The sequence below is a fragment of the Enorma shizhengliae genome (assembly GCF_009676995.1).
Classification (GTDB): Bacteria; Actinomycetota; Coriobacteriia; order Coriobacteriales; family Coriobacteriaceae; genus Enorma; species Enorma massiliensis.
Genome location: NZ_VTFZ01000004.1, coordinates 39,704 through 62,756, shown reverse-complemented (window position 1 = coordinate 62,756; position 23,053 = coordinate 39,704). Strand labels below are relative to the sequence as shown.

The following is a 23,053-nucleotide window of genomic DNA, read 5'->3' as shown; positions in this document are numbered from 1 at the left end:
CTCCGCCGCCTCTGCCAGGCTGAACCCCAGGCGGACGGCCTCCACGGCCTCCGCCCTCACTTCATCTGGGTACACTCGGACTCCAATCCGGACACCTATGGGTGTCCAACTTTTTGTCCGAGCCCCCCTGAGTGTCCGAATATCGCCCGGCGACCCCTTGAATGTCCGAATATCGCCCGAGAGCGCGTGGTGCGCCCGTTGGTTCTTCCCAAGGCGTGCACATCGTGCCCGCCTGCGTGCCCGATCGTCCACCCGTCCAGGTGCCCGGCATCGAGCTTCTCATTCCTGGTAACAGATACCGTATCGGAAAGGATACACATATGAAATCGGCATTGAATACTATGTGCTTCGTTGCACTCGTGCTGGCGGTGCTCGGGTTGGGCATGATCGGCGCTGGCTTCGTATGGTCGGGGTTTGACACGGACGTGTTTTCCACCGGAATCGACCATGAGCATGGCGTCATCGTGCTCGGCGGCGATGAGGTGGATCCAGATGTCGATCTGCCCCTGCTCTCCCACCTCGCGGAGTGGGGCACCTTTTGGGTTGGTTCCATCGATGATGCCGCTGCAACGGGCGGTGTCCTTAGCCAAAGTCACTGAACGCGGCAGGGCTCTTCTCGCAGGATGGACTTAATGCTGGTAAGTACGGCAGACCTCTTGCCACAGGGTGGGTCTACTGCTGAGAGCTCACGTAGCTTTCATCGACGGTGATTTTCGCGATGGTGCGCGGGTAATGCTCCTGCACGAGGCGAGCAACGCGTTCACGCAGCTCGTCGGCCGAAAGCGCCGATCCTGCCGGGCGCACGCAGTCGAAAATGACGTTCGTGTGCGTGGGGCCGGGCACGCAGCGTAGGTCGTGAACGGTGATGCGCGGATCGATTTCTTCGACCGCATGCGAAATCCAATGGCGCATGTCGCGCACCTCGGGGTCGTCGGTCACGATGGGGTCGTAGTGGAGGGTCACGATCAGGCCGTCCTCCATCTTGAAGTCCTGCTCGATGTTGTCGATGAGGTCGTGGCTTTCGAGCGGATCGGCTTCCGCAGCCATCTCGACATGGGCGCTCGCGAACTGCCGGCCGGGGCCATAGTCGTGGACCATGAGGTCGTGGGTTCCGAGCACGCCGGGGTAGGAGAGGATCTTGTCGTGGATGTGCTCGACGAGCTCGGGGCTGGGGGCCTGGCCCAGAAGCGGGCTCACCGTGTCTCGCAGCAGCCCCACACCGCTCCAGCAAATGAACGCGCCCACGGCGAGACCCGCCCATCCGTCAAGGTCTACGCCCGTCGCCCGCGAGATGCAGGCGCAGGCGAGTACCGCCGCCGTGCTGATGACGTCGTTGCGGGAATCGACGGCCGTGGCTTCGAGCGTGTCAGAATTAATACGGCGTCCGATGGAGCGATTGAAGGCGGCCATCCAGAGCTTGACCGCAATCGAGAGCACGAGCACGGCCACGAGCGCTCCGGAGAATTCGGTAGGGCTCGGCGCGATGATCTTCTGCACGGAGCTCCAGGCAAGGTTGATCCCAATGGCAAGCACGAGCGCGGCGACCACGAGCCCGGCGAGGTATTCGTAGCGGCCATGGCCGTATGGGTGCTCAGGGTCGGCGGGCCGGCTCGCGAGCTTGAATCCGAGGAGGCTCACGATGTTCGATGCGGCATCCGAGAGGTTGTTCACGGCATCCGCCACGATGGAGACGGAGCCCGAAACGAGCCCGATGGCGCCTTTTCCCAGACAGAGCATGACGTTGCAGATAATGCCTACGATGCCGGCGAACTGCCCATAGCGCATGCGCACAGCAGGATCGTCCGTCTGCTCGCTCATGCGCACGAAGTGGCGTACCAGCCATTCGGTCATGGTCAACTCCTCGTCGTTTTGCCGGATGCGTCCGGCGGCGGTTCATGCAAATCGCCCATCACTCTAGCACGTTGGGGGCGTTGCGGACGGGGTGGAATCGTTTGGGCGATGCGCCTGGAGGGGTGAGCCGGGGTCGCTTGGAGGATGCGCCTGCCGCGGCGGAGCACTCTTGTCAAGCCGCGGCAGGCCATGCGGGGAGATGCGTTTACAGCGATGGGGGTGCATACTTTATACTTGCACGAAGAGACTTGAGGATGGAGCGGCGGGCGCGTTCGCACGCCCGGCTCCGCGGTAGCGTGTGCCGTAGTGAGAGCATGGGGGAAATCGTGGAATTCTGGTTCGTCGTGTCGCAGATCGTCGCAATCTCGGTGCCCATCGCATTGGGATGGTGCCTGCACAAGCTCGGCGTGCTCGACGACCAGTTCGATGCCGGCCTTTCCCGTCTTGTGCTCAACGTCGCGCTTCCGTGCTCGATCGTCGCGTCCATCGACGGCAACGCCAACCTGTCCGGCGCCGGAACGTTGGTCGGTTTGATGGCGGCGACCGCGGTCGTCTACATCGTGGGACTTGCCGTCGCGTTCGCGCTCACCGCCTTCACGCGCGCACCGCGCGGCGAGGCGCCCTCATACCGGTTCGCCATCGCTTTTGGAAACTGCGGATTCGTTGGGTTGCCGGTCATCTCGGCGATTCTTGGGAACGAGGCCCTGCTCTACGTTGCCATCTCGCTCATCCCGGCGAATATTGCCATGTTCGGCATCGGCCCAGCGCTCTTTTCCCAGGGTGCAGACGAGGGGAGCAGCGGTGCCGGTTCGCTGGCGGCCCGTAGCGCCCCCTCGCCGGCGCGCCGGCTGCGCACCATGCTCGCCTCCTTGAAGACCCCGACGTTTTTCGCCAGCCTGCTCGTGCTCGTGCTGGCGCTTCTCGGCATCACGGACCTCGGTGTCGCGGGCGATTCGATCGGCATCATCGGGCAGGCCGCCACGCCGCTCGCGCTGCTCGTGACCGGCTCCTCTATCGCGCGGTACCGTCCGCTCGAGATGGTCGGCAACCCGCGCGCCTATATTGCCGCTGCGGGAAGGTTGCTGATCGTTCCCGCCCTAAGCTTCGCGGCGCTCCTGCTCTTTCCGCTCGAGCCGTTTCTGCGGGCTGTGATCGTGCTGGACAACGCTATGCCCGTTGCCACGGCGGGCGTCTTGTTCTGCCTGCAGGCGGGCGGAGACGCCAAGCCCATGGCCCAAGCGACCTTCCTGAGCGTGGTCGGCTCCGTCCTGACGATTCCCGCCGTGACGATGCTCGTCGGAGCCTCGTGACGCCTTCGATATAGCAATCAATCGAACTGTGCGCCGGTGCGGCAGCGCCTCGTTTCGTCGCGGGCTCTGATGCGACGTGCCTCGTCCGGCTGCGCCGCGGCGCGGCTGCGGGACCTGGTTCGCGGTGTCCCGTCCGGCTGTGCCACAAAGTGCCCGCGGGCTGCGGGTAGAGCGCCCGCAGCTCGTGTTTCTCGGCAGCTTGTCGCTCTGCTTCTTCCGCTCTGCTAGCAGAGGTCGAGGTGGTAGTAGTGTCCGAGCGCGTCGGCGGCGAGGATGGCGTCGCAGACCATCTGCGGCGTTACCGCAAAGGGCATGTTGCCCATGGTGTCCGTGGGCGCGCAGGCGCTTTCCGCCACCGCCATGATCCGCTCGCGCGAGATGTCCTCGACGCCCAGGTCTTCGAGTGTGGTGGGAAGTCCTACCTCCATGCAGAAGCCGAGAACCTCCTCGAGCTTCTCGGTCGGGGCGTTCTCGAGCACGAGCTGCACGATCGTGCCGAACGCGACCTTTTCTCCGTGATAGCGGGCATGGGTTTCGGGCAGCTGCGTCATGCCGTTGTGGATGGCGTGCGCCGCAGCGAGACCGCAGCTCTCGAAGCCGATGCCCGAGAGCAGCGTATTCGCCTCGATAACGCGCTCGACAGCGGGGGTGGTGCAGCCTGCTTCGAGTGCGACCTTGGCCTTCACGCCGTCTGCCATGAGCGTGTCGAAGCAGAGCTTGGCCAGGGCGAGCGCGGCGCTCGTCGCTTTGCCGCCGGCGCAGGTATCGGCCTCGCTCTCAACGCAGGCGCGCGCCTCGAAGTACGTGGCGAGCGCGTCGCCCATGCCGGAGACCGTAAGGCGTACCGGCGAGGCCGCGATCACCGTCGTATCCATGAGCACGATATCGGGGTTGGCGGGCAGGAAGAGGTAGCGATCGAAGACGCCGTCTTCCGTGTAGATGACCGAGAGCGCGCTGCACGGCGCATCGGAGGAGGCGATGGTGGGGCAGACCACCACCGGGACACCGAGCTTGTACGCTACGGCCTTGGCGGTGTCGAGCACCTTGCCGCCGCCGACGCCCACGATGACATCGGCTCCGGCGGCCTTGGCGGCCTGCGCGATGCGGTCGATCTCGGTGTCCGAGCACTCTCCGCCGAACGATTCGAAGGTGATTGTGGCGCTCGAGTGCTCAAAGCCGCCCTCGATCTTCGCGCCGACGCGCTCGATGCCCGTGCTCGTGGCGATCGCGAGCGCAGCTTGGCCCAGTGGCTCGATGTGGCTCGCGAGCTCGGCAAGAGCGTCGGGACCCTGGATATACTTGCTTGGGCTGTTGAAGATGCGTGCCATGGAAATCCTCTCTCGCAACGCGCGCCCCATGCGCGCTGTCCAGCTTGTACCCGCGCATTCGCGCTGCCACACATCGACGTTGCCTGCGCATCCGTCAAACACAACATCTTGGTCAAGAGACGCCAGGTGCCGTTCACCGAATCGTGGGTGCCGCAACTTGTGGAGTGGCATCCACGAATGGTTGATGGGCCGCGCGAGCGCAACCGCAGGTGGGGGAGTTAGGCGAATTTGTGACCCCCGTTCCTGTGTTCGCCGTGAGTAATGCGTCTGAAAATAAGCCATTTATGCTGACCTGCATAAACACAATATGTAGTATGCCGTCTACAAAACTCCACACGATGTAGTGAGAAAACCTGACGTAAGATAGGAAGCGCTCATTACCAGAAAGGTTTCTCATGAAGATCATCAAGCGCAGCGGCGTCGAAGTCGCTTTCGACATCACCAAGATCGAGAACGCCATCCGTGCAGCCAACAAGGACGTGCAGGAATCCGATCGCCTCACCGAGCGCCAGGTCGTCTATGCGTCGCAGAACGTGGCAGAGGCGTGCGAGAACGCCGGGCACACGGTCGCCGTCGAAGAGATCCAGGATATGGTCGAAGACGAGCTCATGAAGCTCGATAAGTTCGAGGTCGCCCGCAAGTACATCATCTACCGCTACGTGCAGGGGCTGAAGCGCACCAAGAACACCACCGACGACAAGATCCTCTCGCTCATCGAGTGCAACAACGAAGAGGTCAAGCAGGAGAACTCCAACAAGAACCCCACGGTGAACTCCGTGCAGCGCGATTACATGGCGGGCGAGGTGTCCAAGGACCTCACTCAGCGCGTGCTGCTGCCGCAGGACGTGGTGCGGGCGCACAACGAGGGCCTCATCCACTTCCATGATTCGGACTATTTCGCCCAGCATATGCACAACTGCGATCTCGTGAACCTCGAGGACATGCTGCAGAACGGCACCGTCATCTCCGGCACGCTCATCGAGCGCCCGCATAGCTTCTCGACGGCCTGCAACATCGCCACGCAAATCATCGCGCAGGTGGCGAGCTGCCAGTACGGTGGCCAGTCCATCTCGCTCACGCACCTCGCGCCGTTCGTCGAGGTGAGCCGTCAGAAGATTCGCCGTCAGGTGGAGGTGGAGCTCGCGGAGCTCGGCGTCGATGCCGGCGAGGACAAGGTCTCGCAGGTGGTCGAAGAGCGCCTGCGCGACGAGATCCGCCGTGGCGTGCAGACCATCCAGTATCAGGTCGTGACCCTCATGACCACGAACGGCCAGGCGCCCTTCGTGACCGTGTTCATGTATCTCGGCGAAGCCCGCAGCGAGGCCGAGAAGCACGACCTCGCCATGATCATCGAGGAGACGCTCCGCCAGCGCTATGAGGGCGTGAAGAACGAGCAGGGCGTGTGGATCACCCCGGCGTTCCCCAAGCTCATCTACGTGCTCGACGAGGACAACGTCTACGAGGGGAGCCCCTACTTCTACCTCACGCAGCTTGCTGCCAAGTGCACGGCCAAGCGCATGGTGCCCGATTACATCTCCGCCAAGAAGATGCGCGAGCTCAAATTGTCGAAGGGCGAGAAGCCGGGCGAGGGCGACGTCTACACCTGCATGGGTTGCCGCAGCTTCCTCACGCCGGATCGCTCGGGCAACGGCTACGACAACGTTGCCCGTGCCAAGAACTACGAGCCGGGAAAACCCAAGTACTACGGTCGCTTCAACCAGGGCGTCGTGACCATCAACCTCCCCGACGTGGCGCTTTCCTCCGGCGGCGATGCCGAGAAGTTCTGGGAGATCTTCGATGGGCGCCTGGAGCTCTGCCATAAGGCCCTGCGCTGCCGTCACGAGCGCCTGAAGGGCACGCTCTCCGATGCCGCGCCGATCCTGTGGCAGTACGGCGCCCTCGCGCGCCTCGATAAGGGCGAGACCATCGACAAGCTGCTCTATGGCGGCTACTCTACGATCTCGCTTGGCTATGCGGGCCTTTACGAATGCGTGAAGTACATGACCGGCGCGAGCCATACCGATGAGCGCGGCAAGGGCTTTGCGCTTTCGGTCATGCAGCATATGAACGACAAGTGCGCTGAATGGAAGGCCGCGGAGGACATCGACTATTCCATCTACGGCACGCCGCTCGAGAGCACCACGTACAAGTTCGCAAAGTGCCTGCAGCGCCGTTTTGGCATCATCCCCGGCGTGACGGATAAGGGCTATATCACCAACAGCTATCACGTGCACGTGAGCGAGGAGATCGACGCCTTCGATAAGCTCCAGTTCGAGAGCGAGTTCCAGGCGCTCAGCCCTGGTGGCGCCATCTCCTACGTCGAGGTTCCCAACATGCAGGACAACCTCAAGGCCGTCATCCGCGTGATGCAGTACATCTACGAGAACATCATGTACGCGGAGCTCAACACCAAGAGCGATTACTGCCAGGTGTGCGGCTACGACGGCGAGATTCGTATCGTCGAGGACGATGGCAAGCTCGTTTGGGAGTGCCCGAACTGCCATAACCGCGATCAGGAGAAGATGAACGTGGCGCGGCGCACCTGCGGCTACATCGGAACGCAGTTCTGGAACCAGGGGCGCACCGAAGAGATTCGCGACCGCGTGCTGCATCTGTAAGGGGTACGGGGCGGGCCTGCCGGATATCATCCCGTGCTCAGACATTCTCGGAGCATCGGCAGAGCCGATGCTCCTGCGAAACTGCGCGCGGGACGATATACCGGCAGGCCCGTCACAACGTTGGCGGTGCAGCAGCGTGGCGGATCTCCTCGGCCCGCCGCATGGTTCAGTGTCTGCTCAGCAGGGGGAGATGTTGGACTGGCGACGTGGGCTACGGCGGGGCATCGGTTGTGGGCGCGCGACCCGTGCTTGTAGCGGTACGATACCGTGGCAAAAGAAGGCTGCGACGAGAAACCGATGCAACGGAGCGGTTAGTTGCGAGCAGGATTCCATCGCGCTCGCTCCCGCCGCGAGGCCAGGTCAGCGCGCTGGGGGCGCGGGCATATCATCCCGCGCGCAGTTACGCAGAAAGCCTGGCGGAAGCCAGGCGTTCGAGTATGTTTGAGCACGGGATGATATGCCCGCGCCCCGACGGAGGGGGAGCGATGAACTACGCCGAGATTAAATACTTCGATATCGCCAACGGCGAGGGTGTGCGAACGTCGCTCTTCGTGAGCGGGTGCCGTCGCGGGTGCCCCGGGTGCTTCAATTCCGGCGCTTGGAGCTTCCTTGCTGGTAAGCCTTTCACGCAGGAGGTCGAAGACAAGATCATCGAGAGCTTGGATCATCCGTTCTGCGAGGGCTTGACCATTCTCGGAGGAGAGCCCATGGAGCCGGAGAACCAGGAAGGGCTCGTCGGCTTCGTTGAGCGCGTGCGCGAGCGCTTTCCACGCGAGGTGCGACCGGATGGCTCGCCAGAAAAGACCATCTGGTGCTTCACGGGCGATACGCTCGACGAGCTCATGCCGGACGGCAAGCATCATACGGCGGTGACGGAGCGCCTGCTCGGCTGCATTGATATTCTTGTTGATGGGCCGTTTGTGCAAGATCTCTATGACATCTCGCTTCGTTTCCGCGGGTCTTCCAACCAGCGCCTCATCGACCTCAATGCCACGCGCGCCGCGGCGGCAGAGCGCGGCTGCTCCCTCGCCGAAGCTGTCAAGCTCTGGCAGGACGAGCAGGTATACGCGACGCACAGCATGTAGGGAGCCTGCCAACGCGCTCGCGGTGCCGTCTGGATGTAGCGCGCCAACTATCGATTGCCCGAACATCGTTGCAGCTTTCCGTCCTTGCATCCTAAAGCGGGCCTCTTCACGCTTGCGTGTTCTCCCGCTAGCATGGAGCTGGCGACGAACGGAGGACGTATGGATGAGGCAATCCCCCATAAGATAGGACTTCACGAGATGACCCGCGTGCGGGCGGTGTGGGAGCACCCGGTGTTTCAGCGGGAGCTTGCCCGGTTGGAAGAGCTCGAGCACGACCGGCCTTTCTGTCGCCACGGAGCGCAGCATCTACTGGATACGGCGCGCATCATGTGGATCCTGAATCTGGAACAGGGACTGGGATTCTCTCGCGAGGTCGTGTATGCGACGGCCCTGCTGCACGACGTGGGTAAGGCCGAGCAGTATGCGGGCGGCGAGCCCCATGAGGTGGCAGGCGAGCGTCTGGCACGCGAGATCTTGGAGAGCGCGCCGCCTGACACGCGTTTTGCCCCCGATGACGTCGACCAGATGTGTCTCGCCATCCGCGGGCACCGGCGCCTTCGCCCGGATGCAAGCCAGCTGGAGCGCCTGCTGTTCCAAGCGGACAAGGCCTCACGCGCCTGTTTCGCCTGTCCCGCCGAGGTTCGCGCCGACTGTACCTGGCCTGAAGCCAAGAAGAACCTCGTGCCGCTCATCTGAATACCTGCGTGAATCACAGGCACCGGGTGTTGGCGCTTCGATGGATCACAGACACCGGGTGATTCTGTTTCAACTGTGTTCCCACAAGCCAGTTCGTTTCGCTCGGTATTGGGTATAGAGAAGCGTGGAAGAACACGACGAAGGAAGCGATTACTATGACGCAGAAACATCTTCCGGAAGACACCTCGCGCGGCGAGGAGACCACGCTTGCCCAGCGTAGCGGAGCGGGGTTGCCTGCCACGCGGCGTGCGCTCGCAAAGCTCGAGCCAGGCCAGCTTGAGCATGCGGACAAGATCATCATCTCCGGGTTGGAGGTGTTTGCAAATCACGGCGTCTATCCCGAGGAGACGGCGCTCGGCCAGAAATTCATCGTGTCGGCGACGCTTTTTGCCAGCCTGCGCAGGGCGGGGGAGACCGACGACCTAGGTGAATCGATTCACTATGGCGAGGTGTGCCATGAGATCGACGCCTATCTGCGCAGCCATACGTTCAAGCTTATCGAGGCGGCGGCGGAGCATCTTGCGGACGAGCTGTTGCATAAGTATCCGGATCTTCTTGCAGTGCGACTTACCATCGAGAAGCCGTGGGCGCCCATTGGTCTGCCGTTGAAGAGCGTCGGTGTCGAAATCGAGCGCACGCGCTAAGCGCATCACAGCCCGCGTGCCCTTGGCGCTTTGGCGGTGCTGTTGCCCCGCTCGCGCACTCTGAGGGCGGCTACGGCGTTGGGATTGATGACGAGAAGGCTCCATTCGATACAGGATGGGGTCATTTTTATGCATGGAATATCATGCAAATCCGGCCCTACTCGGATCGTTCAGAAAACCTTCCGACTCGAGCCTCGAACACTGCAACACATCTAGCTGGGGATACTCAATGTTCTCGCAGGTAGATGCGTTGCATTGATAATGAAATTCGCGCCTCGAGTCGGTAGGTTTTTGGAGATGCGGCGAGTAGCCAGAAATCCCTATGCAAAAGCCACGGCGCGCCAGGTTTCAACTGCTGGGAACGACCGCCCCTTTGCCGCGCGGTCGCCTCGTTGCGGGGCAGGCGTCTCGCCGCAGGTGCGTGCTTCCTCGCAGCCTATGCCTGCGGACGCGCTGCGGCTCGCGCGGGCTTTTTGAGCAGGGAGGCGATTGCGCGATTCTCGGGGCAGTAGATGTCGAGCAGCGTATGAAAGCGCTGGTTGTGGCTCGGTTCCATGAGATGGCAGAGCTCGTGGGCAACAACGAATTCCAAGCATGAGGGCGGATACGCCGCAAGGCGCGCGTTGATGCGGATGGCCCTGGTGCGCGGTGTGCAGGAGCCCCAGCGCGTCTTCATGGCGCGCACCTGCCATCGGCTGGCATGAACACCCATCTGGTGCTCCAGATGCTCTGCGACGGCGGGTAGCGCCCGTTTCACCTCCTGTCGGTAGAGCTCTGCAACGAGGTCCTCTGCTTCGGCGGCGGTGCTTTCCGGTAACAGGGCGGATCCGAACGCCTTCTCGGACGAGACGAGCTCTCCCCACAAGGGGATGGTGCTCGGTGCATGCGCGGCGTCGTGCTCCAATTCTGCTTGTTCGCGACGGCACAGCACATGCTGGGCGATCCACGAGGCGCGCCGGTCGAGGAACGCCTGCGCCCGCGCCGCGCTCGTGTGGAGTGGAATGCTTGCGACAACGCTTCCATCACCTCGGACGCGTAGGTTGAGATTTCTCACGCGCTTCCGAGTCACCGTGACCGCGATGGCGCCGGCGGGCGTGTCAACGTCCAGGATGAAGCTTGCGGCTCCAGCCGTCTTCGGGCTTGCAACGTTGCTGCCGGGTGTCCTGCGTGCGTGCGCGGTCAAGGTGCCTCCTTCGCGGATGGGTCTTCAGTATGGTAGTGCATGGGCACCGAAAATGAGTTGCGGATACTCCGAACGCACTTGCCGCTTTCGGGCGGGATTCCCCATGCGGGACTTTGCCGGGCGATATTCGGACACATTCGCCGTTCTTGGGCAATAGTTCGCCATCTGAGGTACGGAATATGGCGGATTATCGCCCGAGAGCGTCCCACATGGCGGATTATCGCCCGGCAAAGTCCCGTAAGGAGAATTGCTGCCCGAGAGCGCCCCTCATGGCGAAATCCCGCCCGAGAACTCCCCTCGGCTAGCGCCTGCATGCATGCTCGCCCAGTGCGCGTGTGCGAACGGCATCGCCCATATTCCCGCGGCAGCGCGGCGTTGTCCGTACGCCCTTGAGAGCGTAGCATTGCCCGCGCGCTCGCGGGGACGGCGTGGAGTCGCTTCCGCCACGGCGGAACGGTGTCTTGCCTCGCCTATACTGGTGCCTGCTCATTCGGTACGACGCCGCGCCGCGTGCGCGGAGGAGGGAGCCTCATGGTCGACGTTGCGATCATCTTCGGCGGCATTTCCACCGAACACGATATATCGCTCAAATCTGCAGACAACGTCATCGCGCAGCTTCCGCGCGACCGATTTCGCCCGGTTCTCATCGGCATCACGCGGGATGGCATGTGGTTGCACTACACGGGCGATGTCGAGGATATCGTCTCCGGTACCTGGGAGGGCCACGATGTGGCGCCGGTGGCGCTTCTGCCGGGTCGCGGTGAGAGTGCGCGGGGCGGTTTTATCGAGCTCGCCGAGGAGGGCGCACGCCAGCTCAAGGTCGATGTAGCGCTCCCCGTGCTCCACGGCCAGGGCGGCGAGGACGGCACCGTTCAGGGTGCGCTCGAGGCGTGCGGCGTTCCGTACGTGGGCTGCGGCGTGCTCGCCTCGGCGGTGTGCATGGATAAAGACGCCGCCCATCGGCTCGCTGCGGCGGCGGGCGTGCGCTCTCCGTTGTGCGAGGTGCTGTATCGTGGCGCTTCCGATGAGGAATGCCAGGCGGCGGTGGAGCGCTGCGGCGGGTTCCCCGTCTTCGTGAAGCCCGCTCGCGGCGGTTCGTCCATCGGCGTTTCCAAGGCATCGGACGAGGCGTCGTACTGCACGGCGCTGGAGGCCGCTTTCGCGCTCGATGAGAAGGTTGCCATCGAGGAGGCCATCCAGGGTATCGAGGTGGGTTGCGCGGTCGTGGGCGACGCGGTGCGCGGAACGAAGATGGGCGCCGTCGACGAAATCGTCATCCAGGGCGATGGCTTCTTCCGCATCCATCTCGAGAAGGATCCCGGTGCGAATACCGAGTTGCGCTGCCCTGCGGATCTTCCCGACGACGTGCTGGCGCGCGTGCGCGCCGCAGGCCGCACGGTGTATGAGGCGCTCGGCTGCTCCGGTTTCGCGCGCGTCGACCTTTTCGTGACGCCCGAGGGCGAAGTGGTGTTCAACGAGGTCAACTCGACGCCCGGCATGACGTACTACTCGCGTTTCCCACAGATGATGCGCGTGGCGGGCCACGAGCTTGACGAGGTGCTCGCTGAGCTCATCGACGCGGAGCTTGAGGGAGCCGCATAAGGTACGGCTGCGGCGTCTGCCTTGCGGCGCATCAGCGGCTGCGACGTATCGGCCGCTTGCTCGTCTGCGCGATGATGGCGCCGCGGTTCGCCTCGGCCATCCCGCGCCAGTTTAGTGTCAACGCGCCATGCGGCACGATTGCCGGGCGCACGAAAGAAATGAGGAACGATGTCCAATACCGGTAAGAAGCTTCGCGTTCATTATCGCGGTACGCTCGATGACGGCACGCAGTTCGACAGCTCCTACGACCGCGGGGAAACCCTTGAGTTCGTCTGCGGCGCCGGCCAGATGATCGCTGGCTTCGATGCAGCTGTGGTCGATATGCAGGAAGGGGAGAAGAGGACCGTGCGCATCCCCGCCGCCGAGGCATACGGCGAGCGCCGCGACGACCTCATTCTTACGTTCCCTGCTAACCAGGTGCCCAATATCGAGCAGATCAATGCGGGGGACAAGCTCTTCCTGCAGACACCCTCGGGCCAGCCCGTGCCCGCGACAGTGATCAAGGTAGACGAGACGGGCGTGGTGCTCGATGCGAATCACGAGCTCGCAGGCAAGGACCTCACCTTCGACATCGAGCTCGTCGAGGTTGCCGAGGCGTAGACTCCGCCTTGCATCAGGCATGGGTAAGGCAAGCCGGCCGGGCCGGGTTCCGTTTCGTGAAATGGGACCCGGCCCGGCCGGATGAGATTGGGGGCGTCGAGGCGGGCATCGAACTGGGTGACGAGGCTGGGGGCGTTCAGCCGTCTACTCCTGCCGAGGCTAGAGGCGCCCAGCCGGGTTGGAATTACGCTTCCCGGGTTTGACAGGCGGGGCAGAGCCCCTCGAAAAACGTATAGTGCGAGACGTCTGCATAGCCTGTCGAACGGGCGCAGCCGGCGTCTGCACCGGCATCGTAGGGGAGGTCGAGGTCGCTCACGGCACCACACGACGTGCAGATAAGATGCGCATGGTGGTCGCAGCGGTCGTCAAAGCGGCTTCCACCCGGTGTTTTAAGCTGCTGGATCATGCCCTCATCGGAGAGCAGCGAGAGGTTGCGATATACCGTTCCCCGGCTGATGCGGCCGTCGTGGCGCCGGACCTCGACGAACACATCGTCGGCGGTGGGGTGGCCGTTGTGCAGGGCTCGAACGGCATCGAGGACGAGCCGGCGCTGCCGGGTATTGCGTCGCTGTACGGCCATCGGAGCCTCCTTGCCGTCGTGGTTGCTCGCGCTTCTGCGCGACCTGCGCTGCGTGGGTTTGCCCTGTTGCGCGCACGGCGGCGCGAAACGCAGCTCGGCGGGTGCGCGCGGCCGCGGCTACCAGGCTGGCGTGCGGTCGCGGCTCGGCGGGTGCGCGCGGCCGCAACTGCAAGGCTGACGTGCCGGCGCAGCATCCGCGCACGTCATTGTATATGAGTATATTACTAACATTTACGCGTGCACCGCAAGGTGCCCACTAATAACGCACGGAGAAGCCGGTTTCGTTGCTTTGGACGTCAAGCGCCTGCGCCTCGGTGAGCCAGACGCGGCAGCGCATGCGGGAGTAATAGGCGTGGACGGTGTCGAGGTGCTTGATGATGGCGCCGCTTGGGCCCTGGATCTCCATTTCGACCGATCCGTCGTCCAGATTGAGGACCCAGCCCGTCAGTCCGAGCTCCCTGGCCGTTCCCTGGTTAGTCCAGCGGAACCCCACGCCCTGCACGTTGCCCGTGAAGAGGAAGCGATAGCGGACCAGCGCGCCGCCGTCTTGAGCAAGCGCCCTCTGAAGCTCCTTGATGGTGCAGAGCTCTAGAGGGCTGCGCTGGCTGCTTGGGGTGGCGCTGCCTGAAGGACCGCCTGCGCGCTCCGCGTCGCTCCCACCTTGCCCTGCATAGGCGCGGATACGGTCGATGATACCCATCGTGCGCTCCCTTCGCCCGCTATCGTTCGCCTGCTTCGGGCGCATCGCTTGCCAGCGCGTCGGCGGGGAAGGACACGCCCATTTGACGGCGCGCCTCGTCCATGAGGGCGAGAGACGCCAGCGTGACGTCGCGATAGTGCCGGACGTTCCCGAAGGGGCCTGCGGGCGCGTCGAGCGGGTCGGAGCCTGCTTGAACCGCGTCGACCGCATCGCAAAAATCACTGAGCTCGTAAACCATGGTGTTAGGCACCTGCGGAAGCTCGAGCTCCTCCGTGCGGGCGCCCTCTTCGACATGCACCTGCTTCGCCGCCGCGCGCACCGCGGTACCCCGATGCTCGACGCGGGCCCATGTGGGTACCGAGATGCCGTCGAAGGTGAGTGTTGCGGTCTCGCTCTCGATTTGCGACGGCAGGCGGTCGTTGGTGATCTTGGAGAAGTGGAGCGTTGCTACGAAGTCGGCATAGCGGGCGATGATGACTCCCGATCCATCGAGGGGGCCATGGGTGAGGCCGCGAGTTTCCTCATCGAGGAGAACGGGAGCCGCGAGAACGGATTCGGGCGCGCCGAAGAGCTCGATAAGCGGCTCGACGGTGTAGACACCGATATCCATGAGGGAGCCGGTGGCCATCGCGCAATCGAAGATGTTGGTGCGCTTCCCGGCGAGAATTTCGTCGTAGCGAGATGAATACTTGCCAAAATGAAGATCGGCGCGGCGAATGCGGCCCAGGTTGCGCATAAGGTCGCGCACGGCAACGAAAGCGGGGTCGTGCAGGGGGCGCATGGCTTCGAGCACCACGACGCCGGCCTTCTCGGCGGCATCGAACACAGCGCGTGCCTCGCGCTCGTTCGCGCCCAGCGGCTTCTCGACGATCACGTGCTTGCCGCCCGCGATGCAGGCGAGGGCCTGCGACGCGTGGAGTGCGTTGGGGCTTCCGAGATACACGGCGTCTACCTCGTTGCTGGCGGCGAGATCCTCGAGCTCGGTGAAGGGGCATGAGCCGCCGCGCGCCTCGGTGAATGCCTTTGCTCGCTCGAGGTCGCGCGAAAGCGTGCCGACGAACACGGCGCGGCCGCTCGCGTTGATCTCTTCGATGAAATCGCTGGTGATGGCGCTGGTGCCGATAGTTGCGATGCGCATGGGGCTCCTATCTGTCGTGGCTTCGCGGACGGGCGGTCGGGATGTTCGGACCCGGCTCGGGCGGTCCTCGCGTCGGGCAACCAAGCTGTCCCACGCTGCGGAGCTCGTCGGGGCGGTGCATCCGGCGACCCTTACCGCAACCGTACTCGCTTGAGGGTATTGTACTCGCGAATCAGCGGGTGGGGCACATGTACTCGCGAATCAGCGGGTGGGGCACATCGCTTCGCGCGCACCTAGGGAAGCGCTGATATTCCCTCCGGGGCGATCGCGATTTCAGCTATTGGGCACTTCGGAGCGGAGGGCCCGGGTAGCCGTGCCGCATCCGGGAGGGTGCCAGCCGCCTGAGCTGCGCCTTTTCCCACCCCTCGCCCGCCCGTGCCCGTCCGCCGCGCGGGGAAGTGCCCAAAAGTTGAAACCTCGACGGGGCGGATGCCTCCGGCGCCCCATAATCAGCATTTCCCTAAGAGCAAAGGGGGACTGTCCCCATTCGGTATGGTCTCGAAGAGCTAGTCGGCGTCGGTGAAGCCGGTGTCGACGAGGAGGTTGCCGGAATCGGCAGCCGTCGTGGCGAGCTCATCACAGCGTTCGTTGAGTTCATGTCCTGCATGGCCCTTGACCCAGACGAATGAGACCCGATGGGGTTCCATGGCGGCAAGGAGGCGCTGCCAAAGATCGATGTTCTTAACGGGTTTCTTGGCTGCCGTCTTCCAGCCACGGCGCTGCCAGCCTTCAATCCAGTGCTTGTTGAAGGCGTTGACGAGGTATTGGGAATCCGAGTGCAGCTCGACCTCGCAGGGGCGGTTCAACGTCTCGAGCGCCACGATTGCGGCGAGAAGCTCCATGCGGTTGTTGGTGGTGCGCTCGAAGCCCTCGGACAGCTCGCGCGTGAAGGTTTGCCCCTGGCTGTTGGTAAACGAGAGCACGGCGCCGTAGCCACCGTTGCCGGGATTTCCGCGGGCGGATCCGTCGGTATAAATGGTCACCTTCACGCCGTCCTCTTTTCTGCCTCTATTCGGATCGATGCGTGTATCGGGCGGCTGCGCGCTTTTCCGCGAGTTGCCCGCTTTCATTCGAGCCGATATCTCTTCTTTTCCGTTCGCTTACACGCGCTTTGCGCGCCATTGCCCCATCGATTCTATGGTTGTTGACGAGGTTTTCAAAGCGCGTAACGCATTTTCCGCATGGGGCTCCAGGGTCTGGGTGCCCTGCGGTGGCGGGGAGGTTGGAATGGGCGAGATGGCGGCGGTGCTTCTCATGGTACTGGGTGCAGTGGCGGCCTTTGCCGCATCCGAGGTCGTTCGCGAGCTCGAGCGAAAGAGCGAGTGCCTCGTGGACGAGGCACGCGAGGCATGATTCCGCTGGCCGCCATCACCGGGCGTTTGATGGGCGGTTGTGTTGCTATACTGGCTGCGACAGATTCGTAGCCAGGAGGAGCGCCATGCAGTATCGAGTTGACCCCAGGACCGGACGCAGGCTCTCGGTTTTAGGGCTCGGCTGCATGCGGTTTCCAGGCAGCGTGCCCGGCAGGCCCGACCAGCGCCGGGCGGAGGCCATCATCGCGCGCGCCGTCGAGCGCGGCGTCAACTATCTCGACACGGCATATCTGTATCCGGGAAACGAGGCCGTGGTGGGCGCGGCGCTCGAGCACCTGGGCCTGCGCGACCAGGTGTTTCTCGCGACCAAGCTCCCCCATGCGTCGTGCAAGGACGAGGCGGACCTCGATCGCATCTTCAACGAGCAGCTGCGCCGCCTGCGAACGGACCGCATCGATTATTACCTCATCCACAACATCACGAGCCCGGCTCAGTGGACGCGGCTTGTCGGCCTCGGCATCGAGGCATGGATTGCTCGCCAGAAGGCGGCGGGGCGGATCGGGGCCATCGGGTTCTCCTATCACGGTAGCGCGGGCGATTTTTCCCTCGTGCTCGACGCTTACGACTGGGATTTTTGCCAGATCCAGTACAACTATGCGAACGAGCGCTATCAAGCGGGGACGGCGGGGCTCGTCGCTGCTGCCGGACGCGGGCTCGCGGTCTTCGTGATGGAGCCGCTTCTCGGTGGGCGGCTTGCCGGGAAGCTCCCCGCTTCCGCGCGCCGCATCTTTGATCAGGCTGTCGACCGCATGGTGGGCGAGGGGCCGAGTGCGGTCGAGCTCACGACGCCTGCCGCCTGGGGCCTCTCGTGGGTGTGGGACCATCCCGAGGTCACGATGGTGCTCTCGGGAATGACTTCCCCCGAGATGGTGGACGAGAACGCGCGCATCGCGACCGTCGCGCTTCCGGGTGCGCTTTCAGCGGCGCAGCACGAGGCCGTGGCGCGCGTTCTGCAGGTGTTTGAGCGCTCGAACCGTGTGCCCTGCACCGGCTGTAACTACTGTATGCCCTGCCCCCGGGGCATCAACATTCCCGGGTGCTTCGCCGCGTACAACGCGTCGTTCGCCCATAGCTGGTTCACCGGCGTTTCCCAATACTTCACGGCATCGGCGGTGCGCACGGGTTCCCCAAAGCTCGCGAGCAATTGCGTGCGCTGCGGGGCGTGTCTTTCGAATTGCCCGCAGCATATCGAGATTCCCGATCGCCTACTCGATGTGCAGCGCCGGCTCACTCCGGGCCCGATCGGCACCGCGCTCAAGCTCATCGCCCGCCGGAAGGGGTGAGCGCGCTCGGAGAGGGTTGCGACGAGCGTCTTGAGGCTACGTGCCCGGCACGGCGACGCGCTCGAATGCCCTCCCATTCGGGTATCATGCCCCATCATGAGAGGCGATGAGGAGGAATTCCATGCTCACGATCGGATGCCATCTGTCGATTTCGCGGGGGTACGCGGCCATGGGAAGGACGGCGCTCCAGATCGGGGCAAATACCTTCGCGTTCTTCACGCGCAACCCGCGCGGCGGCATGGCAAAGGCGCCGGATCCCGATGATGTCGCGGAGCTTCGGCGCATCGCGCGCGAGCATGCGTTCGGCCCGCTCGTGGCGCACGCTCCCTATACCTACAACCTATGCTCGGCGAAGGAGCGCGCACGGGAGTTCGCGCTCGAGGGCATGCGCGAGGACCTCGAGCGGCTCGAGCTTCTTCCGGGCACGTTCTACAACTTTCACCCCGGCGCGCATGTGGGGCAGGGGATGGAGCGGGGCATCGAGCGCATAGCCGAGGCACTCGGCCACATCATGTTCGAGGGGCAGAGCACGCGCGTGCTGCTCGAGACCATGGCGGGCAAGGGAACCGAGGTGGGCGGGCGCTTCGAGGACCTCGCCCGCATTATCGAGCTCGTTGAGGAGCGCCGTCCGGAGCTTGCCGGGAACCTAGGTGTTTGCCTCGATACGTGCCACGTGAGCGATGCGGGCTACGATATCATCCATGACCTCGATGGAGTGCTGAGGGAATTCGACCAGGTCGTTGGGCTCGAGCGATTATGCGCTGTGCACGTGAATGATTCCAAAAACCCTTGCGGCGCGCACAAGGACCGTCATGAGCGCATCGGGGATGGGTACCTCGGGTGCGAGGAGTTTGGTGGGGGCTTTGGTGTTTTCGCCGCCGTGACGCGCCATCCGGCTCTTCGTGATTTGCCGTTCATTCTCGAGACGCCGAACGAACTTGCCGGCTACGCAGCGGAGATCAGGCTTCTGCGCGAGCTTGCGGCGTGAGGTGCGAGCCCGCCGTCTCGGCTCTCATGCGAACTCTGCACAGAGTCGGGCCGAGCTCGCACTTCTGGTCGCAGGGGCAGCGAGGCGCTCGGCTCAGCTCCGGGTCGCCCAGATCAGTTCTTATCTAGGCGATGATTCCCGCCTGCTGCTTCACCGTGAGCACGCGCCGGACGCTATCGTCGATGCGCTCCTCTGTGAGCGAGCCTGTGGCGATGGCGTCGAGCACGCCTTGATGGGCGGCATGAAGGTCGGGGGTCATGAGCAGGACATCGCCGCCTGCAGCGAAGAAGCGGACTGCGGCATCGGCTGGTTCGTAGTTCTCGGTGATGGCTCCCATGGCGAATGAATCCGAGATGATGACGCCGTCGAAGCCGAGCTCTTCGCGGAGGACGTCGTGCATCATGACGCGCGAAAGCGATGCGGGCAGGCCGTCTGCCGCGAAGTTGGGCGTCTCGATATGTCCAACCATGACCATGGGGCAGTCGGCATCGATAGCCGCACGGAACGGCTCGAACTCACATGATTCAATCTCGTCGCGCGTGCGCTCGGCATAAACGGCACCGGTATGCGAGTCGCCCGCCGTATCGCCATGTCCGGGAAAGTGCTTAACGCAGGGCAGCGTGCCCGTTTCGAGCATCGCGGCAACCTCTGCCCCAACCATCTGGGCCACCAAGTCCGGGTCGGATCCGAACGACCGCTTGCCGATGACGGTGTTCTCCGGGTTGGTGAGCACGTCCGCTACCGGGGCAAAATCGAGGTTGAAGCCGATCTCGTGCAGGTAGGACCCAATCGATGTTCCTACGCGCGCGGCGTGTACCGGATTGCCGCTGGCTCCCACGTCGGCCATGTTGGGGAAGTGCTCAACATCGAAGGCGCCGGAGTTGGCGACGCGCGCGACAAGCGGCCCGCCTTCCTCGTCGACGCCGAGGAACGGGGCGATTCCGGCGCCCGCAGCACGGCAAAGCTCGCGCGTGCCGGAGATGAGGTCGAGCGTCTGGGTCGTCTCGACGATGTTTTGCTTGAAGTACACGAGGCCGCCTACAGGAATCTCTTGCAGGGCGCGCTCGGTCTTGCTGCCTGCGACGGTGGCTTTGGATACGCCGGTGAGCTGCTCGGGCGTAACGAGGAAGAGTTGGGCCACCTTTTGCTCGAGCGTCATGGTGGCGAGCAGGCGCTCGACCGTGTCCTGGGGCTCCGAAGACGATGCGCCTTCCGGCTCCTCGACGGGCTCATCTGCCGCGTGGTCCGTTCCAGCGGAATCGCTGATTGTCGGTGCGTCGCCCGCTGGCTCGTTTTGGTTGGCGGTGTTCTGGCAGCCTGCCAGGCTGAGCGCGCCAAGGCTGAGCGCGGCGCAGACGCCTCGTCTCGAGATGTTCCTCATAAGGCCCCCTATCGTGATGCAGGAGCACAAGCGTGACAGAGCGCCCATGCGCCGGCAACACTTCAACGCGTGGTTGTACCCCGCTTCGCGTCCCGACGCAGGGCGTCCCAGGTCGTATCCCGAAACGGGGACCCGGATCTTGTCGTTTTGGTCCGCGAAAACGGCAAGATCCGGGACCCCGTTTGCACGCTTCGCGTATCGCGTGTCGGGTGCGGCGTGTAGAGCGGGGCGGGCCGGGCATGGGTGCGGCGCATGGGCTGGTATGCGCTACCGCGCGGCTGCGATGGATGGCGCGGCTAGTGCGCTACAGCGCGCTGCGATAGATGGCGCGCGCGTCGTCGAGCGTGAGCTGCTTGAAGCTTCCGAAGACTTCGCCGCGGTTCAGCGTAAGGCCGGGAATCATGCGCTCGATATCGTCTTCATGTACGTCGAACGCGCCCAGGGTGCGAGGCATGCCAAGCGAGACGAAGAACTCCTGGAGCTCATCGATCGTTGCGGTGACGGCGTCTTCGATCGCCTCGTCGGAGCCGTCCACGGCCTTGATATCGAAGACCTCGCGCGCGAAGGTGAGGAAGCGTTCGGGATGCTCGCGCCACACGTAGCGCATCCATGCCGGGAAGATCACCGCAAGGCCCGCGCCGTGCGTGATGCTCGTGTCGAGGGCCGAGAGCTCGTGCTCGAGCCCATGGCAGGTCCAGTCTCCGTCACGGCTGCTGGGAACGTTGACGCCGCATCCGGCAAGGCCGTTGTGGGCGAGGGTGCCCGCCCACATGAGATTCGCGCGGGCATCGTAGTCGTCCGGCTGCGCCAGGGCGCGCGGGGCGCATTCGATGACGGAGCGAATGATGCCGCAGGCGATGTGGTCGGTCACGGGCACGGCGGGCTCGCCCGAGAAGAAGCGCTCCATGACATGCGAGATGATGTCGACTGCGCCGGCGGCCGTCTGGTAGGGCGGCAGCGTATAGGTGAGCTCAGGGTCCATGAAAGCGGCGACGGGACGGTTGAGGTCGGTGTTGATGCCGCATTTGAGGTGCTCGGCGTCGTTGCTGATCACCGAGGAATTCGAGGCCTCGGAGCCCGAGGCGGGGAGGGTGGGAACGGCTGCCACGGGAATGCGCTCGGTGGGCGCCGCGCGATGCACGAAGAAGTCCCACACGTCGCCGTCGTAGACCGCTCCGAGCGCGATGGCTTTGGCGGTGTCCATGACCGAGCCGCCTCCCACGGGCACGACCACGTCGACCTTCTCGGAGCGCGCGAGCTCAATGCCCTCGCGAACGAGCGTGATTTCGGGGTTGGGCCGCACGCCACCAAGCTCGACGTGGGCGATGCCGGCTGCATCGAGCGATGCCTCTACGCGGTCGAGCGTGCCGGCAGCGCGGGCGGAGCCTCCGCCGTAAACGATGAGCGCCTTGGTGCAGCCGATACGGCCGAGCTCGGAGCCTATGGATTCGAGTGCGTTCTTGCCGAAGACGATGCGCGTGGGGGAGAAAAAGGAGAAGTCGTTCATGGGGGCTCCCATCTCGTGGTATTCGTACTTGGCGCCGGCCGAGGCGTGCTTGCCCCACCGACCTCCTTGAGGGTAGCACGACGGCCGGCCCTGCCGCACCCAGAAGAACGGGGCAGTTTGCGAAAGCCCGTCCCTTCCGCACCCAGAAGAACGGGGCAGCTTGCGAAAGCCGTCCCCGTCGTTCATTCTTGGGCACGAATGTACCGTTGTCGGCCCATATTCATCGCGTTAACGACACATTCTTGCCCCAAGTTGAAAGCGCGAGAGACGGGTGTGCCAAGGTGCTACCCTTCGCATCTGAGACGCCACAGACTGCGTCATAATGGAAGCAGATATCATGGCGCGGCGCGCAGACGGAGGGAACCTATGGAGCGCATTCGGCTCATCATGAGTGACATCGACGGAACGATTATGCCCCCGGGAAGCAAGAGCGTCTCGGCGCGGACCGTTGCGGCCTTCCATGCGGCGCGGGAGGCGGGGATCGTCATTGGCCCTGCAAGCGGACGCGGGCTCCGTCAAATTCCCGCATTTTTTGCGGGCGACGATTCGTGCTGCCTCACCTGCGTTGCGACGAACGGCCTTGAGGTCTATCACGAGGGCGAGAAGATCTGCGAGCGGCGCCCGCCACGCGCCGCGTTGGAGCAGCTCATGGACGTTCTTGCCGAAGAGCCCGGAGCGGGGATCGTCGCTTTCGATGGCACGCTCCCATACCTTTGCTGCGGCGATGTTGGCGACCTTGCCGCCGTTATGCCGGGCTACGCAAAGGCCTGCCGCCCGCTTGGGTGCCTTCCGGATTTCGATGCACTGAAGGTCAACGTGTTCGCTCCTCGTGACATGCCCGCTACCGTTGAGCTCTGCGAGCGTCTGAACCGCTCGATTGAGGGCATCGATTTCGACGTCCCGATGGCGGGGTATCTAAATATCATGCCTGCGGGATGGAATAAGGGTACGGCCCTGCAGTTCCTTTGTGATCATGTGGGCATCTCTGTTGAGGAGGCGGTCGTGTTCGGCGATGCGGGCAACGATCTGACCATGTTCCGCGTCGCGGGGCATCCCGTTGCCGTGGGAAACGCGACGCCCGAGGCAAGCACGGCTGCTCGCTGGCATATCGGGCGCTGTGAGGACGATGCCGTGGCGGCTGCGATCGAGGCGCTCGCAGCAGGGGAGTGGCCCTTCATCGCGTAGG

The 23,053-nt window shown here is 63.8% G+C and carries 21 protein-coding genes; 12 read left to right on the top strand and 9 right to left on the bottom strand.

Features of this window, described 5'->3' with window-relative positions:
- The first annotated feature begins 320 nt into the window (after positions 1 to 320).
- Complete coding sequence (locus GJE22_RS04685) at positions 321 to 599, top strand: hypothetical protein (protein WP_186297399.1); 279 nt, start codon at positions 321 to 323, stop codon at positions 597 to 599.
- A 73-nt stretch (positions 600 to 672) separates the two neighbouring features.
- Here GJE22_RS04685 and GJE22_RS04680 read toward each other — a convergent pair whose 3' ends face one another.
- Positions 673 to 1,851 carry a cation diffusion facilitator family transporter gene (locus GJE22_RS04680; protein WP_144688014.1) on the bottom strand — a complete coding sequence of 393 codons (1,179 nt, stop codon included), beginning with the start codon at positions 1,849 to 1,851 and terminating at the stop codon, positions 673 to 675.
- Positions 1,852 to 2,177: 326 nt separating this feature from the next.
- On the opposite strand from GJE22_RS04680, the gene GJE22_RS04675 reads away from it, so the two are divergent.
- A complete protein-coding gene (locus GJE22_RS04675) occupies positions 2,178 to 3,161 on the top strand; it encodes an AEC family transporter (protein ID WP_035100629.1) in 984 nt (327 codons plus the stop codon).
- Positions 3,162 to 3,385: 224 nt separating this feature from the next.
- On the opposite strand, the gene GJE22_RS04670 is transcribed toward GJE22_RS04675, so the two are convergent.
- Entirely contained in the window at positions 3,386 to 4,489 is a 1,104-nt protein-coding gene (locus tag GJE22_RS04670; protein WP_022349129.1) for a glycerol dehydrogenase, read from the bottom strand.
- Between the two features lie 395 nt (positions 4,490 to 4,884).
- On the opposite strand from GJE22_RS04670, the gene nrdD reads away from it, so the two are divergent.
- The 4 genes from nrdD to folB all read left to right on the top strand — a co-directional run bounded on the left by nrdD (position 4,885) and on the right by folB (position 9,532).
- Entirely contained in the window at positions 4,885 to 7,107 is a 2,223-nt protein-coding gene (gene nrdD, locus GJE22_RS04665; RefSeq protein ID WP_144688016.1) for an anaerobic ribonucleoside-triphosphate reductase, read from the top strand.
- A gap of 485 nt (positions 7,108 to 7,592) precedes the next feature.
- Entirely contained in the window at positions 7,593 to 8,192 is a 600-nt protein-coding gene (gene nrdG / locus GJE22_RS04660; RefSeq protein WP_144688017.1) for an anaerobic ribonucleoside-triphosphate reductase activating protein, read from the top strand.
- Positions 8,193 to 8,351: 159 nt separating this feature from the next.
- Positions 8,352 to 8,888, top strand: coding sequence for an HD domain-containing protein (locus GJE22_RS04655; protein WP_235895789.1), 537 nt, complete (start codon positions 8,352 to 8,354; stop codon positions 8,886 to 8,888).
- Between the two features lie 155 nt (positions 8,889 to 9,043).
- Complete coding sequence (gene folB / locus GJE22_RS04650) at positions 9,044 to 9,532, top strand: dihydroneopterin aldolase (RefSeq protein ID WP_144688018.1); 489 nt, start codon at positions 9,044 to 9,046, stop codon at positions 9,530 to 9,532.
- Positions 9,533 to 9,968: 436 nt separating this feature from the next.
- Here folB and GJE22_RS04645 read toward each other — a convergent pair whose 3' ends face one another.
- The gene (locus GJE22_RS04645; protein ID WP_235895790.1) at positions 9,969 to 10,715 is read right to left on the bottom strand and encodes a M48 family metallopeptidase; all 747 of its coding nucleotides are present in this window, start codon (positions 10,713 to 10,715) and stop codon (positions 9,969 to 9,971) included.
- 531 nt (positions 10,716 to 11,246) lie between these two features.
- Here GJE22_RS04645 and GJE22_RS04640 point away from each other — a divergent pair.
- Together GJE22_RS04640 and GJE22_RS04635 are read left to right on the top strand one after the other, a co-directional pair.
- The gene (locus tag GJE22_RS04640; protein ID WP_144688019.1) at positions 11,247 to 12,317 is read left to right on the top strand and encodes a D-alanine--D-alanine ligase family protein; all 1,071 of its coding nucleotides are present in this window, start codon (positions 11,247 to 11,249) and stop codon (positions 12,315 to 12,317) included.
- A gap of 168 nt (positions 12,318 to 12,485) precedes the next feature.
- Complete coding sequence (locus GJE22_RS04635; protein WP_144688020.1) at positions 12,486 to 12,917, top strand: FKBP-type peptidyl-prolyl cis-trans isomerase; 432 nt, start codon at positions 12,486 to 12,488, stop codon at positions 12,915 to 12,917.
- 184 nt (positions 12,918 to 13,101) lie between these two features.
- On the opposite strand, the gene GJE22_RS04630 is transcribed toward GJE22_RS04635, so the two are convergent.
- From GJE22_RS04630 to rnhA, 4 genes are all read right to left on the bottom strand, one after another.
- Complete coding sequence (locus GJE22_RS04630) at positions 13,102 to 13,497, bottom strand: Fur family transcriptional regulator (RefSeq protein WP_144688021.1); 396 nt, start codon at positions 13,495 to 13,497, stop codon at positions 13,102 to 13,104.
- Between the two features lie 256 nt (positions 13,498 to 13,753).
- Positions 13,754 to 14,197, bottom strand: coding sequence for an acylphosphatase (locus tag GJE22_RS04625; RefSeq protein WP_144688022.1), 444 nt, complete (start codon positions 14,195 to 14,197; stop codon positions 13,754 to 13,756).
- Positions 14,198 to 14,216: 19 nt separating this feature from the next.
- Positions 14,217 to 15,335: a Gfo/Idh/MocA family protein gene (locus GJE22_RS04620; protein WP_144688023.1), complete on the bottom strand. Its 1,119-nt coding sequence runs from the start codon at positions 15,333 to 15,335 to the stop codon at positions 14,217 to 14,219.
- Positions 15,336 to 15,841: 506 nt separating this feature from the next.
- Positions 15,842 to 16,324 (bottom strand): ribonuclease HI, encoded by a 483-nt coding sequence (gene rnhA / locus GJE22_RS04615; protein ID WP_019128037.1) that lies wholly within the window; start codon positions 16,322 to 16,324, stop codon positions 15,842 to 15,844.
- A gap of 238 nt (positions 16,325 to 16,562) precedes the next feature.
- On the opposite strand from rnhA, the gene GJE22_RS10180 reads away from it, so the two are divergent.
- The 3 genes from GJE22_RS10180 (at position 16,563) to GJE22_RS04605 (ending at position 18,979) form a co-directional block, all read left to right on the top strand.
- Complete coding sequence (locus tag GJE22_RS10180; RefSeq protein ID WP_268878520.1) at positions 16,563 to 16,688, top strand: hypothetical protein; 126 nt, start codon at positions 16,563 to 16,565, stop codon at positions 16,686 to 16,688.
- 85 nt (positions 16,689 to 16,773) lie between these two features.
- The gene (locus GJE22_RS04610; protein ID WP_144688024.1) at positions 16,774 to 17,991 is read left to right on the top strand and encodes an aldo/keto reductase; all 1,218 of its coding nucleotides are present in this window, start codon (positions 16,774 to 16,776) and stop codon (positions 17,989 to 17,991) included.
- Positions 17,992 to 18,112: 121 nt separating this feature from the next.
- Positions 18,113 to 18,979, top strand: a complete 867-nt coding sequence (locus GJE22_RS04605; protein ID WP_144688025.1) for a deoxyribonuclease IV — start codon at positions 18,113 to 18,115, stop codon at positions 18,977 to 18,979.
- 124 nt (positions 18,980 to 19,103) lie between these two features.
- Here GJE22_RS04605 and GJE22_RS04600 read toward each other — a convergent pair whose 3' ends face one another.
- Entirely contained in the window at positions 19,104 to 20,360 is a 1,257-nt protein-coding gene (locus GJE22_RS04600; protein ID WP_144688026.1) for a glycoside hydrolase family 3 protein, read from the bottom strand.
- Between the two features lie 304 nt (positions 20,361 to 20,664).
- Positions 20,665 to 21,867: an iron-containing alcohol dehydrogenase gene (locus GJE22_RS04595; protein ID WP_144688027.1), complete on the bottom strand. Its 1,203-nt coding sequence runs from the start codon at positions 21,865 to 21,867 to the stop codon at positions 20,665 to 20,667.
- A gap of 366 nt (positions 21,868 to 22,233) precedes the next feature.
- Here GJE22_RS04595 and GJE22_RS04590 point away from each other — a divergent pair, with 366 nt between their 5' ends.
- The gene (locus GJE22_RS04590) at positions 22,234 to 23,052 is read left to right on the top strand and encodes an HAD family hydrolase (protein ID WP_144688028.1); all 819 of its coding nucleotides are present in this window, start codon (positions 22,234 to 22,236) and stop codon (positions 23,050 to 23,052) included.
- Position 23,053 lies beyond the last annotated feature (1 nt).

Coding starts and splice junctions, on each gene's coding strand:
- GJE22_RS10180 (WP_268878520.1), top strand. CDS start 16,563: ATGGGCGAGATGGCGGCGGTGCTTCTCATGGTACTGGGTGCAGTGGCG.
- GJE22_RS04590 (WP_144688028.1), top strand. CDS start 22,234: ATGGAGCGCATTCGGCTCATCATGAGTGACATCGACGGAACGATTATG.
- GJE22_RS04685 (WP_186297399.1), top strand. CDS start 321: ATGAAATCGGCATTGAATACTATGTGCTTCGTTGCACTCGTGCTGGCG.
- GJE22_RS04655 (WP_235895789.1), top strand. CDS start 8,352: ATGGATGAGGCAATCCCCCATAAGATAGGACTTCACGAGATGACCCGC.
- GJE22_RS04640 (WP_144688019.1), top strand. CDS start 11,247: ATGGTCGACGTTGCGATCATCTTCGGCGGCATTTCCACCGAACACGAT.
- GJE22_RS04670 (WP_022349129.1), bottom strand. CDS start 4,489: ATGGCACGCATCTTCAACAGCCCAAGCAAGTATATCCAGGGTCCCGAC.
- GJE22_RS04680 (WP_144688014.1), bottom strand. CDS start 1,851: ATGACCGAATGGCTGGTACGCCACTTCGTGCGCATGAGCGAGCAGACG.
- GJE22_RS04625 (WP_144688022.1), bottom strand. CDS start 14,197: ATGGGTATCATCGACCGTATCCGCGCCTATGCAGGGCAAGGTGGGAGC.
- GJE22_RS04605 (WP_144688025.1), top strand. CDS start 18,113: ATGCTCACGATCGGATGCCATCTGTCGATTTCGCGGGGGTACGCGGCC.
- GJE22_RS04595 (WP_144688027.1), bottom strand. CDS start 21,867: ATGAACGACTTCTCCTTTTTCTCCCCCACGCGCATCGTCTTCGGCAAG.
- GJE22_RS04610 (WP_144688024.1), top strand. CDS start 16,774: ATGCAGTATCGAGTTGACCCCAGGACCGGACGCAGGCTCTCGGTTTTA.
- GJE22_RS04635 (WP_144688020.1), top strand. CDS start 12,486: ATGTCCAATACCGGTAAGAAGCTTCGCGTTCATTATCGCGGTACGCTC.
- nrdD (WP_144688016.1), top strand. CDS start 4,885: ATGAAGATCATCAAGCGCAGCGGCGTCGAAGTCGCTTTCGACATCACC.
- GJE22_RS04630 (WP_144688021.1), bottom strand. CDS start 13,497: ATGGCCGTACAGCGACGCAATACCCGGCAGCGCCGGCTCGTCCTCGAT.
- folB (WP_144688018.1), top strand. CDS start 9,044: ATGACGCAGAAACATCTTCCGGAAGACACCTCGCGCGGCGAGGAGACC.
- nrdG (WP_144688017.1), top strand. CDS start 7,593: ATGAACTACGCCGAGATTAAATACTTCGATATCGCCAACGGCGAGGGT.
- GJE22_RS04620 (WP_144688023.1), bottom strand. CDS start 15,335: ATGCGCATCGCAACTATCGGCACCAGCGCCATCACCAGCGATTTCATC.
- GJE22_RS04600 (WP_144688026.1), bottom strand. CDS start 20,360: ATGAGGAACATCTCGAGACGAGGCGTCTGCGCCGCGCTCAGCCTTGGC.